Here is a 12223-nt window from a genome sequence, read left to right on the forward strand (position 1 = left end):
TTATACCGTAAAAACGGCTGATTAGTTTATTTTAATTCAAAATTATAGATTATCAGAAAGGATTGCATTTAAGGATGGAATAAATTAACCTTAAGCTCCCATTTACTTATTGACTAAATCAGAAAAATTAAACCCGTGGCAGACTCTATACTCGATCAACTCAATAAATCTCTTGCAGTAATTAAAGAATTGGACATTGAAAAACCTGAATTTGGTATTATTCTGGGTACCGGTTTGGGTAAGTTAGTAGAAAAAGTTGATATCAAACAGACTATTTCATACGAATCAATACCTCATTTTCCTGTTTCGACTGTTGAATCCCATTCTGGACGATTGATATTCGGAAGAATAGAGAATAAGCCTGTTGTTATCATGCAGGGACGTTTTCATTATTATGAAGGGTATTCAATGGAACAGGTTACTTATGGTGTAAGAGTGATGAAATTACTTGGCATCAGTAAGTTAATTATCAGTAATGCGGCAGGTGGATTAAATAATGATTATGAAAAAAGTGATTTGATGATCATTGAAGACCACATTAATTTATTCCCTGAAAATCCTTTGAGAGGTAAAAATGAAGATAGCCTCGGGCCGAGATTTCCGGATATGTATGAGCCATACGATAAAAATATGATCAAAATAGCCATGGAATATGGGCGTGATGAAAAGGTTAGAATTCACAAAGGAGTATACGCTGGTGTCCAAGGTCCTAATCTTGAAACACCTGCAGAATATAAGTTTTTAAGAATTATTGGAGCAGATGCTGTTGGTATGTCGTCGATCCCCGAGAATATTGTGGCCGTTCATATGGGGCTTCCTGTTTTTGCTATTTCAGTGATTACGGATCTTTGTACACCTGAAAAGCTGCAACCAGTTTCTGTACCAGAAATCATAGCTGCTGCAGAGAAAGCTGAACCGGCTATGACAAGGATAATAGCAAGAATGGTTGCTGAATTTTAATCCTGAAAAATCAGCTTGCCACCACTAATCTCTTCAATGTCTACTACAGGAGGACGCTGAATAGAATAAACATCGCCAAAACCAGTTATTACACCGGTAATACTTTCAGTTGGGTTTATGGTGACATCATTCTTGCCGCCATAGACCATATTCACTTTTCTGCTTTCAAGGGCGGATGCTTCAAATTGGCCGAAATTATTTCTGTATTGAAAATGAAGTGAATCTGCTGTTCCGGATAAATGTACATTTGAGAAGCTATTATTGTATACTGATACTGTACCAACAGTAGCAAAATTCAGGTAAATATCGCCCATCCCGTCGTCGATATGCAGATCAAATGTATTTATTGGCTCGATAGTTTGAAGTTCTATATTACCATAACCCCTGTAATATATTTTTACATCAGAGGGGATGGGTAAATGGATCATCGTCCTGACCGGAGATCTCACCCAGGAGCACGAATTGCTATCTTTTATATAAAGTGTATCCCTGTTAATATTCGTTTCTATTTTATGCAATAAATTTTCAGGACCTTCAATAGAAATTGTTTCTGTTTGGGCATCTGAAAAACGAATATCAACTCCTGTTTCAATGATGACATTTGAAAATGCACCGATAGGTCTTTCCTCAATTGCATGACCCCCGGCTTTTTTGAAGCACCCAAATGAATCTGGGTCATTACACGAAATGGCCAAAAATAATAGTATCGGTAATATATAGATCAACTTCTTCATAATCCTACAAATATTCCCAGTTCTATATTTTCTGCATTTCCTAAATGGGTTCGCAATCCAAAATGAATCCCCATAAAATTAGTAAGTTGATACCTTGCTGAATATCTCTGATAAAATAGTTGCCCTGGATGAGCGTCGTTATACAGGTAATAACCAAGTTGAAATAAAGCCCCAAACCTTCCAAAACTAACTTCATATCCACCTGTCATACCCACACGACGAAAATCCGGAGGAGTATCATTAATAAATGACGGATGACGACTTAGATCTTTTTTTAGTGCCAGATTGTGAAAATAATCCAATCCAACAGCCCATTTTCCACGGTTTTGTAAAATAGGATAGTAGATGAATAAAAAATTGTAAAAGGGTTCTCTTTCGTTTACATCAAAAGAAGATTCCTGCTGCATACCCCCTGAAACAGTAAGTGTATATTTTAAATTTTTAGGACCCTGATCTTCAAGCTCAGGCATTTCTGACAGGTCAGGTTTTGAGGTAAAAGGAGTGTATCTGGCTCCAATTCCACCATTAATAATATTTATTCCTTTGTTGGGTTTAGTATAAGATCCGTTACTGGCATGATATATTCCAATATTCATGAAAGTAGCCCAGTTATCAGTAACGGCATATGCAAACGAAAGATCCCCTCTGATGACAGTATTTATATGCGAACCAAGCAGAACATTTTTATTGTTGGTTTCCATATCAAAAGGCTTGTCATTATAGCTGACGCCAATTCCTGTAGCAAAATCGATTTGAAATTTTTCTTTTTTTAATAATGGAAACTGCAAGGTGGTAGTTAGTCCGAACAGGTTACCAAGGTATTGCTGGTTGAGATCGAAATAATTAAAAGAGAATTTGAAAGTAGGATAATTGTGTTCCTTTTCCCACTTTCTGTAACCGTATGTGTGTTTTATAAGGTGAAATGCAAAGCCATTAGGACGGGCATCCCTCGAAATAATACCGACCTCAGGTCCGTGTTTCATTATAAAACCACGATTTAATTCTGCTACATACGAATATCTGTAGGGAGATTTTTCCCCCTGGGCAGATGTTAAAAAATGTGAACCCAAAAACAGGGTAAAAACAGCTAAAAGCCTGATATTCATTGAAATGTAAATCTTTAAGAGCCTCAAAATTACCCATTGCAAATGTATTAGGCAATAGAAAAGAGCTGACAAATTAAAAATCTGTTAAATTAGAAGATAATTTTCCTAGTTTTGCATCAAATCCTGCTATGTCAATCAGCGTAAAAAACATATCAAAAGTATACGGAGAACAGCTCGCGGTTAAAGATTTATCTTTTGAAGTAGCTAAGGGAGAGATCCTCGGATTTCTTGGGCCGAATGGTGCGGGTAAATCGACAACAATGAAAATTCTTTCCGGCTATATTCCCCCTTCTAACGGTGAGGCAATTGTATGTGGCCACAATGTAGAAAAGGAACCATTATCTGTTCAGAAAAAAATCGGTTACCTGCCCGAACACAATCCGATGTATTTGGAAATGTACGTTCACGAATTTTTAAGATTTTGCGGAAAACTACAGGGATTGAAAGGAAAAGAATTGAATCAGCAAGTAGAAAAAATGGTTTCTCTTTGTGGGTTGACCCGGGAGCAAAACAAACAAATTGGTGCCTTGTCTAAGGGATACAGGCAACGTGTTGGACTGGCAAAATCTCTCTTACACGATCCGGAGGTGTTGATTCTTGATGAACCAACCAGTGGACTTGATCCTAACCAGATCGTTGAGATTCGTAACGTAATCAAGGAAGCTTCTAAAGATAAAGCGGTGATTTTTTCTACTCACATAATGCAGGAAGTACAAGCTTTGTGTGATCGCGTGGTTGTTATAAATTTAGGATCTAAAGTTGCAGACAAAACAGTAGAGGGGCTTGGGCGTGAAGTATTTAAGGAAAAAGTAGTGATCATTGAATTTCTGGAGGATGCCAACGAGGAAATGTTCAAAGAAATTAATGGTGTTGAGTCTGTGAAAATGGTCAATCCTAAGAAATTTTTGATTAGTAGTAATGAAAATATTGATATCAGACCCGCGCTATCAGCCTTTGCAGCAAATAATTCATTGACTGTAGTTGGATTGCAACAAGAAGAAAAATCTCTCGAAGAAGTGTTTCATAAATTAACCGGAGGAGGGAATTAGATCATGTGGACAGTTTTTATAAAAGAACTCAATACTTTCTTTAATTCTCTGATTGCATACCTGGTAATCGGTGTATTTCTCACCGCCGTTGGCTTACTGGTCTGGGTATTTCCCGATACTTCTGTATTAAATTATGGATATGCTGATCTTGAAACTCTTTTCGGATTTAGCCCTTACGTATTTATGTTTCTTATTCCGGCTATCACTATGCGGATGTTCGCAGAAGAAAAGAAAGCTGGTACGATGGAATTACTTTTTACCAATCCGGTAAGCGATACTGGTTTGATCATTGGAAAGTTTCTATCCTCTGTAGTCATAGTTTTACTGGCAGTGTTGCCAACTCTGGTATATTATTATTCATTGGTAGAGTTAGGTCAACCTGAAGGTAATATTGACGGAGCCGCTGTTACCGGATCGTATATCGGTTTGTTATCGCTAGGAGGAGTATTTGCCGCAATTGGAATAATGTCGAGTGCAATCACTATAAACCAAATCACCGCATTTATTATAGCTGTTTTTCTTTGTTTTATTCTTTATACCGGGCTTTCATCATTGGCGCAAGTCGATGTATGGGGGAGCTATTCATTGTTACTTACCCAATTAAGTCTCAGCTATCACTACGAAGCTTTAGGCAAAGGATTAATTGATTCCAGAAACGTGATTTATCTTTTTTCAGTCATAATTATCATGCTGGCTATTACTAAAACCGTATTATCTTCGAGAAAATGGTAAATCAAAAGAAATTAGCTGCGATATTGAACCTTACCATAATCGTTCTTATGGTGATCTTGCTGAACCAACTGGCTTTCAGGTATTTTACTCGTGTTGATCTAACGGAAGATAAAAGATATACTATAAAGGAACCTACAAAAGAACTGCTAAAAGAGCTTGATGATGTAGTTTATATAGAAGTTTATCTCGAAGGAGAACTTCCTGCAGGATTTGAAAGATTTAAAAAGAGTATCAGGGAAACATTAAATAGTTTTCAGGTATATGCAGGAAGAAATATTCAATATAATTTTATTGATCCTTCTATTGCCGCATCTACACAAGCCAGAAATACATTTTACAGAAGGTTAGTAGAAAAAGGAATTCAGCCGACAAATCTTTTCGATAACGAAAATGGAAACAGGGTAGAAAAACTGATATTCCCTGGTGCCCTGATCTCTTACGGAGGAACTGAGGTAAGTGTCAACTTACTTAAGGGTTCGGGGGGACAGACGGCCGAGCAAAAGTTAAATACTTCAATTGAAAATCTTGAATATGAATTAGCTTCAGGGGTTAAACAGGCACTGGGGCTTGAAAGACCTAAAGTTGGGTTGCTAAAAGGACATGACGAGGCTGATTCGGTGTATATTGCCGGAATTACAAACCTCATTGCTGAACGATACGACGTGGTCGATGTTGATATATCTGAAATTCAGGATCTTTCTGGATATGATGCTATACTTGATATTCAGCCCAAGTCTGCATTTTCAGATCTTGATCTTTATAAGTTGGACCAATACCTGGTTAGGGGAGGGAACGTATTAATGTTTGTTGATCCGGTCAATGTAAATATCGATAGTGCAGGTAATGGGCAGGGAGGAACAATAGCAGTACCGATAGACCTTAATCTAACGCCTTTCTTATTCAAGCATGGTTTAAGGATCAATGCTAACCTTGTACAAGACCTGAACGCAGGAACATATCCTGTGGTAGTAGGTAACTTTGGTGAAGACCCACAAATAAAGCCGCTACAATGGCCTTTCTTCCCGTTATTTAATAATTATACAGATCACGAAATTGTTAAAGGCCTGGGTGTATCACTGGGTAAATTTGTCAGTACTGTTGATACAGTTTTATCACAAGGTATAGAAAAAAGATATCTGATTTACACAAGTCAGTATTCCAGAGCTTTAAATACTCCGTTACCAGTTGATATCAATGACATGCGTGATATTGTGGAGGAAAATTTTGTTAACCAAAAACCTTTACCGGTTGCGGCACTTAATGAAGGTAATTTTACCTCAATGTATGCCAATAGGTTTTTACCTGCTGGGGCTGATAAAGCAACCTTTGCCGTAAGTGGAGAAAAGGGTAAACTATTAGCAATGGGTGATGGGGATTATCTCATCAATGATATAGGTATCAGGCAAAACAGGCCTTTACCTGTTGGTTTTGATCAGTTTACACAGACGCAATATGCTAATGGAGAGTTTTTAATGAATGCTCTTAGCTATATGATAAATGACCAGGGAATAATACTGGCAAAAAACAAAGAAATTAAAATAAGACCATTGGATAAAATTCAGATTCAGGAAGAGAAAACTTTCTGGCAAGCTTTAAACTTAATATTGCCTTTGGTTTTGCTTATTTTGTTTGGAGTAATTAAAGCGTTTATCAGGAAGAAAAAATATACCGGTTTTGGGAATTATAAGTAATGCAAATAAAATCAGAATAGCTATTGTGGCAGTTTTAGTACTGGCGATAGTTCTGTTGCCGGGAATTACTGACAGCGGGAAAAGTCTTGAAGTATCCGAAAATCATTTTGCGGTTAATGATACTTCCGGAATCACAATGGTAGTTTTGAATTCGAATGAGGGTGAAATTATCGTAAATAATAAAGGCGGTAATTGGTATGTTGGTAATTCTGAAATTGATGAAGCATTAAGACAAGTTTTAATTGCTGTTTTAAATAAGGTAAATGTAAAAAGGCAACTACCGGATTCTCAGGAAAAAGAGACGGTAAAACAATTAAAAGAAAACGGAATTCAGGTTTCTGTTTTTAAAGGGGATAATAAAGTGAAAGAATTCGTTGCCGGTGGAAATGAAAACAGAACCATATCATATATGGCATTGCCTGACTTATCTGAAATCTATATAGTCAATATCCCGGGCTACCAGGATTATGTTACCGGTATATTTGGGTTGGACAGGTTAGCCTGGAAATCTAAGGCTTTTTACAAGGGAGATCCAAGAACACTTAAATCCTTCGCAATTGTAAATAACGAAGGAGACACAGCAGTAAAGATTAAAGGAGAAGGCGTTTATTTTTCTGTTAATAACCTAAGTAGTCAGCTGGATTCGACAAGGATGGATCAATATCTGAGTGCTCTATTTAATTTGCGAATAGATACCCATTTAAATCCTGAAGAATACCCTGTGTATGCTTCTTATATGGAGGAGAATGATCCCGCATTCAGTTATATTATTGATGATATCTCTTATGATTCTCCAAGAATTATAGAATTTTATCCTGTACCACAGAGACAAGGCTTTTATTTTACACAAATGGGTGCAAATCTGGCAGTTTTCAGACAAAATGATGTTGAACAATTAATCGTTCCGGCAGAATTTTTCAAAAAAGAAACCAGCAATCAGTCCTTATTCTAAATTTTTAATAAAAGACAATTTGATTATTCATTTCTTTTCCATTACTTTGTAATTCAAAGTACTTTTAAAATGAATCAACGAGAAAAATACATAGATGATCTTAAGGATATCAGGGAAATGATGAATCGTTCATCACGTTTTATTTCTCTAAGTGGGATGTCAGGAGTATGTGCTGGAATATTTGCTCTAATAGGCTCATATCTCACCTATGATTTGATCTATACCGACGTCGAACAATTAGGATCATATAGATTGTCGCTCACTTCTGATCAATCAACAAAATTGATGGTCATTGGTGCAGTAGTCTTCTTTGCGGCAATTTTTTCAGCAATCTTTTTTACAGTTCGTAAAGCTCGAAAAAATAACCAGCGAATTTGGGATTATCAAACCAGGAGGCTTTTAGAAAACTTCTTTATTCCATTAACCGGAGGAGGAATAGTTTGCGTTATTCTGCTCTTTAAAGGGTATTATGATATTATCGCAGGGTTAACACTTATGGTATATGGCCTTTCATTAATAAATGCTTCATCAGTTACCTATAAAGAAGTTAAAAGTCTGGGTATAGCTGAATTGATACTCGGAATCCTTGCTGTGATACTAACTGGTTACGGACTACTTTTCTGGGCAGTTGGATTTGGTGTTTTGCATATTGTATATGGTGTTTTAATGCAAATCAGACATAAGTAGTGAAGGAATTCTTAAAGGATCTTAATAAGGCATTTGAAAATAAGGTAAGGCTGGGAATTATGTCAGCACTTATAGTGAATGATGCTGTGGATTTTACCGAGTTAAAAATTTACTCGGTGTTACAGATGGGAATCTCGCCGGTCACCTAAAATATTTGGAAAAGAATGAATTTATTGAATATGAAAAGACATTTGTTGATAAAAAGCCCAATACTAAATATATGGTAACAAAAAGAGGCGAGATCGCTTTTAAAAAGCATATTAAAGCAATTGAAAAACTCCTAAAATAAAATTTTTTATCTAATAACTTTGTAATATAAAGTACTTTAAAATTATGGAACACAATGAAAACCAACCAATGCAAAATCAGGAGGCACCCTCATACTTTGAGAGGTTGATGACTTCCCTGAGAAACTCTGTCATGCTTAAAATGCTTGTGGTGGCATTCTTAGTGTTATTGCTGCTTATTCCAACGGGAATGATCATAAATCTAATCGAAGAACGAAAGGAATTGAACGAATTCGTTACGGAAGAGGTAAGTAGTAAATGGGCAGGAGAGCAAACTTTGGCAGGTCCTATATTAACGATACCTGTAATAGAGAAAAAACTGAAATCTAACCGTGAGGATGAAGGTCCGGTTTATAAATATACTACTAAATATCTTCAGGTATTACCACAAAATTTAAGGATTAATGGAGAAGTGGTACCCAATAAATTAAGCAGGGGAATTTATGAAGCGATCGTTTATGAAAGTAATATTCAGATTAGCGGAGACTTTTCTTTTGAACCAAAAGAGGACCTGGGTAATTATGACAGTATCGATTATCAAAATGCTTTTCTGACAATAGGTATTTCTGACCTCAGGGGTGTTGAAGAGCGAATTGTTATTAACTGGAATGGCACCGAATCTAAAGTCAGGCCTGGTAGCAGAATCAGAGAGATCATTGAATCGGGTGTTAGTGCCAATGTAAATGCAGAAGAGCTAAAGAACAAGAATGTTTCTTTTGGATTAGATCTGAAATTAAAAGGAAGTTCGGACCTCTCGTTTATTCCGTCAGGAGGTGAGACAGTAGTTAAAATGAAATCTTCCTGGCCTTCACCGAAATTTGGAGGTATTATCATACCTGATAACAGAAATGTAACATCAGATGGATTTAGTGCTACATGGAAAACCCTGGAAATAAACAGGAATTTTCCACAGTCATGGTTTGGTGATGAATATTCAGATGCTTTTAATCGTTCATCTTTTGGATTATCCTTACTAAATCCTGCTGATCAATATCAAAACACACTTAGAGCAGCAAAATATGCAATTCTAACTATCACCCTTACCTTTTTAATATTCTTTTTATCAGAAGCGATTAAAGGACAAAAAATTCATCCATTTCAATACATTTTGGTTGGGTTTGCCCTGTGTCTATTTTATGCTCTTCTAATAGCCTTATCAGAACACATGCCTTTTGATACAGCTTATCTTTCTGCATCGGTAGCTATTATTAGCATGATCTTCTTTTATTCACTTAAAGTGTTTCAATCAAAAAGGTTTGCTTTCGTTGTTTTAGGATTACTTGTCGCATTGTATGGTTTCCTATATGTGACACTAAAGCTTGAAGATTATGCATTATTAATGGGCACTTGTGGACTCGCTATTATTCTTGCATTAACAATGTACTTTACCAGAAATATTAACTGGTATAGGCTTAGTAGCAGTACGACTTAATTTTTATTATTTCAATATTTAAAGGCATTGCAGGAAAATTGTGATGCCTTTTTTTATACAAAAAATACTAATACAGGTATAACTGATATTGATTTGGTAAATTGAATATAGTTACAATTAAATCTGATATTAATTAATGGCCATACTTGGGAATATTATTAAGTCTGCTCTGGAATTTAGTGAAAAAGTATTACCAGAGAAGTCACCTGTAGAAGAACAAAAGGAGGAGCTTTTAAAGATTTTAAAAAAAGCTTCATCGACATCCTTTGGTAAGTATTACGGTTTTAATAAAATCTTAAAGAGTGATGATCCCATTAAAATGTTCAGGGAGCATGTGCCCCTTCATGATTATTCACAGATCTATGATAGATGGTGGTCTCAGCAGGTTAAGGGTTTTGAAGATATTACCTGGCCGGGAAAGCCAAACTACTATGCATTAAGTTCGGGCACAACCGGTAACCAGGCAAAGAGAATACCTGTTACTGATGATATGCTGGCTTCAATCAGGAAGGTAGGCATTATGCAATTGCTTTCAGTATCTAATTATGATCTGCCCGGAGATTTTTTCGAAAAGGAAATTATGATGCTGGGCAGCAGTACAGATCTGAACGATGCAGGAGACCACTTAGAGGGTGAGATTAGCGGAATATCAGCGAGCAATATTCCATCGTGGTTTAGAGGAGTATACAGGCCAGGTAATGAGATCGCATCGACAGATGACTGGGACACACGATTAGAAAAGATAATCGAAGATGCACCTTCCTGGGATATTGGAGCGATCAGTGGTATTCCATCCTGGAATGAATTAATGCTAAAGTCAATCGTAAAGCATTATAATCTTGAAAATATCCATGAGATATGGCCAGGGCTATCAGTTTTTGTTTCCGGGGGAGTGGCGTTTGAACCTTATAAAAAGAGTTTCGAACAACTTATGGGTAAACCGATCACCATAATTGATACATACCTTGCTTCAGAGGGGTTTTTAGCCTACCAATCACGACCAAATAAAGATCACGCGATGAAACTCGCTTTCAATGCAGGGATATATTTTGAGTTTGTTCCTTTTAAAGAAAAGAATATAGATGAAAGAGGAATGATCAAAGAGGGAAGTCCTGTTTATGATATTGGAGATGTAGAGGAAGGAGTTGATTATGCGATGATTATTTCTACTAATTCCGGAGCATGGAGGTATATGATTGGTGACACGATAAGGTTTACAGATGTAGAGCGAGCAGAAATAATAATTACCGGAAGAACCAAGCACTTCTTAAATGTAGTAGGTTCTCAGTTATCAGTCATTAAAATGAATGATGCAATTAGGCAGGTGGAAGAAAAGTTTGAAATGGCAATACCTGAATTTACTGTTTCCGCAGTACGTGAAGATGATGGAGAGTATTACCATCACTGGGTTATTGGATCTGATGAAGAGAGGGATTCAACAGAAATCGGAAAAGAAATTGACAGATATCTATCAGAATCAAATAAAAACTACGAAGTAGCCAGGGGTAAATCTCTAAAAGGCCTTAAACTACGAATTGTTCCAACAGAAGTATTCTACGACTGGAATGAAGCCAATAAGAAAAAAGGCGGTCAGGTTAAAATGCCACGAGTAATGAAAGAAGATAAATTCAAAGAATATATTGAATTTATAAACAAACGATTATTTAATCAGCCTGGCCAATAGAAGAATCTGCAGTTTCTTCTATTAAAGCCATGATTTCTTCTGGAGAAAGGTATAAATTTTTGATTCTGTTTTTGTAATCCTCGGGGATATCAGACCTGTTGAGGATAAAGTTTTTTGTCTTGCGTATTTTACTGCCTAATCCCTGGTTTACAGCATAGATGTCAGCAGTCTGTTCTGCACTCATGAGGAATTTTTTATTTAATGAATAACTAATTCCAAACCCCATCATAGCCAGAGCAGATCTGTCTTTGTAATCCATGATATGTCCAAGTTCATGAGCTATCCATCCCATCAGAACATCTTCGGGAAGCTCTTCGACAGGAATCGAGCCTTCTGTGAGTTGTAAAGCAGGAGTAATTTTAATTCTGTATCTTCGTTTATCTTTTCTTTTTAGTATGTCAGAAAAGTTAGGCTGAGCCTGCATGAAAGATTTGCTGATATTTTTTGTAAATACAAAATCTATATGCGTGTTTTTTAACTCCGGGAAATAGATTAAAGTTTCATATACGACATTTCTGATTTTATCAGGCACTGTTTTATTACTCATCATTTGGATAGAGTCACAATAATCTTGTGACTTACTGCTAAAAATAATTGCTAAAAATAAGAAAATTGAAAATGTAAATTTCTGCGTACTCCTGATCATAGCTTTAAAACTACGAAAGAATGAGTGCAATTAGAAATATATTGGTTATCACTATGTTGAATATGGTACATCTGTGCCGGTATATAGAAAATATATGAAGTATTTAGCCACATTCTTTTTCGTTTTATTGATAATCAGAAAATTTATTCACGAGAATAATTCAAAAATCCTTTGATTTATTATTGAATAGGGTAATTTTAGTTGTTTAAAAATGACTAAAGGAAATAGTGAGGAAAAGTAGGCGTGTTTTTTTAATCTTACGC

11 protein-coding genes and 1 pseudogene are annotated in these 12223 nt (G+C 36.1%); 9 read left to right on the plus strand and 3 right to left on the minus strand.

The window, feature by feature from the left end; genetic code table 11:
• The first annotated feature begins 135 nt into the window (after positions 1–135).
• A complete protein-coding gene (locus DCC35_RS07240) occupies positions 136–960 on the plus strand; it encodes a purine-nucleoside phosphorylase (RefSeq protein WP_317128994.1) in 825 nt (274 codons plus the stop codon).
• On the opposite strand, the gene DCC35_RS07245 is transcribed toward DCC35_RS07240, so the two are convergent.
• Both DCC35_RS07245 and DCC35_RS07250 read right to left on the minus strand, forming a co-directional pair.
• Entirely contained in the window at positions 957–1694 is a 738-nt protein-coding gene (locus DCC35_RS07245; protein ID WP_137090151.1) for a GIN domain-containing protein, read from the minus strand. The two genes, DCC35_RS07240 and DCC35_RS07245, sit on opposite strands and share 4 nt — an antisense overlap.
• Positions 1691–2800 (minus strand): acyloxyacyl hydrolase, encoded by a 1110-nt coding sequence (locus DCC35_RS07250; protein WP_137090152.1) that lies wholly within the window; start codon positions 2798–2800, stop codon positions 1691–1693. Before DCC35_RS07250 ends, DCC35_RS07245 begins: the two co-directional genes overlap by 4 nt.
• A gap of 128 nt (positions 2801–2928) precedes the next feature.
• Between DCC35_RS07250 and gldA the strand changes: the two genes are divergently transcribed.
• The 8 genes and pseudogenes from gldA (at position 2929) to DCC35_RS07290 (ending at position 11314) form a co-directional block, all read left to right on the plus strand.
• A complete protein-coding gene (gene gldA, locus DCC35_RS07255; protein ID WP_137090153.1) occupies positions 2929–3849 on the plus strand; it encodes a gliding motility-associated ABC transporter ATP-binding subunit GldA in 921 nt (306 codons plus the stop codon).
• Between the two features lie 3 nt (positions 3850–3852).
• Positions 3853–4581: a gliding motility-associated ABC transporter permease subunit GldF gene (gldF, locus tag DCC35_RS07260; RefSeq protein WP_137090154.1), complete on the plus strand. Its 729-nt coding sequence runs from the start codon at positions 3853–3855 to the stop codon at positions 4579–4581.
• Positions 4575–6272: a gliding motility-associated ABC transporter substrate-binding protein GldG gene (gldG, locus tag DCC35_RS07265; RefSeq protein ID WP_137090155.1), complete on the plus strand. Its 1698-nt coding sequence runs from the start codon at positions 4575–4577 to the stop codon at positions 6270–6272. Before gldF ends, gldG begins: the two co-directional genes overlap by 7 nt.
• On the plus strand, positions 6256–7224 hold the full coding sequence (locus tag DCC35_RS07270; protein WP_137090156.1) for a DUF4340 domain-containing protein: 969 nt from the start codon (positions 6256–6258) through the stop codon (positions 7222–7224). Before gldG ends, DCC35_RS07270 begins: the two co-directional genes overlap by 17 nt.
• Positions 7225–7293: 69 nt before the next feature.
• Complete coding sequence (locus DCC35_RS07275; RefSeq protein WP_137090157.1) at positions 7294–7911, plus strand: hypothetical protein; 618 nt, start codon at positions 7294–7296, stop codon at positions 7909–7911.
• A gap of 151 nt (positions 7912–8062) precedes the next feature.
• Positions 8063–8200: pseudogene (locus DCC35_RS21780) on the plus strand (transcriptional regulator); the annotation flags it as partial.
• Positions 8201–8244: 44 nt separating this feature from the next.
• Positions 8245–9630 carry a cell envelope integrity protein CreD gene (gene creD, locus DCC35_RS07285; protein WP_137090158.1) on the plus strand — a complete coding sequence of 462 codons (1386 nt, stop codon included), beginning with the start codon at positions 8245–8247 and terminating at the stop codon, positions 9628–9630.
• A gap of 136 nt (positions 9631–9766) precedes the next feature.
• On the plus strand, positions 9767–11314 hold the full coding sequence (locus tag DCC35_RS07290) for a GH3 family domain-containing protein (RefSeq protein ID WP_137090159.1): 1548 nt from the start codon (positions 9767–9769) through the stop codon (positions 11312–11314).
• On the opposite strand, the gene DCC35_RS07295 is transcribed toward DCC35_RS07290, so the two are convergent.
• Positions 11295–11861 carry a hypothetical protein gene (locus DCC35_RS07295; protein ID WP_217495934.1) on the minus strand — a complete coding sequence of 189 codons (567 nt, stop codon included), beginning with the start codon at positions 11859–11861 and terminating at the stop codon, positions 11295–11297. The genes DCC35_RS07290 and DCC35_RS07295 overlap by 20 nt on opposite strands.
• Positions 11862–12223 lie beyond the last annotated feature (362 nt).

The organism is Mangrovivirga cuniculi (genome assembly GCF_005166025.1).
Taxonomy (GTDB): Bacteria; Bacteroidota; Bacteroidia; order Cytophagales; family Cyclobacteriaceae; genus Mangrovivirga; species Mangrovivirga cuniculi.

Bases quoted from the DNA above. Each gene is read 5' to 3' on its own strand.
- DCC35_RS07245 (WP_137090151.1), bottom strand. From the start codon at position 1,694: ATGAAGAAGTTGATCTATATATTACCGATACTATTATTTTTGGCCATT.
- DCC35_RS07250 (WP_137090152.1), bottom strand. From the start codon at position 2,800: ATGAATATCAGGCTTTTAGCTGTTTTTACCCTGTTTTTGGGTTCACAT.
- gldA (WP_137090153.1), top strand. From the start codon at position 2,929: ATGTCAATCAGCGTAAAAAACATATCAAAAGTATACGGAGAACAGCTC.
- gldF (WP_137090154.1), top strand. From the start codon at position 3,853: ATGTGGACAGTTTTTATAAAAGAACTCAATACTTTCTTTAATTCTCTG.
- gldG (WP_137090155.1), top strand. From the start codon at position 4,575: ATGGTAAATCAAAAGAAATTAGCTGCGATATTGAACCTTACCATAATC.
- DCC35_RS07275 (WP_137090157.1), top strand. From the start codon at position 7,294: ATGAATCAACGAGAAAAATACATAGATGATCTTAAGGATATCAGGGAA.
- creD (WP_137090158.1), top strand. From the start codon at position 8,245: ATGGAACACAATGAAAACCAACCAATGCAAAATCAGGAGGCACCCTCA.
- DCC35_RS07290 (WP_137090159.1), top strand. From the start codon at position 9,767: ATGGCCATACTTGGGAATATTATTAAGTCTGCTCTGGAATTTAGTGAA.
- DCC35_RS07295 (WP_217495934.1), bottom strand. From the start codon at position 11,861: ATGAGTAATAAAACAGTGCCTGATAAAATCAGAAATGTCGTATATGAA.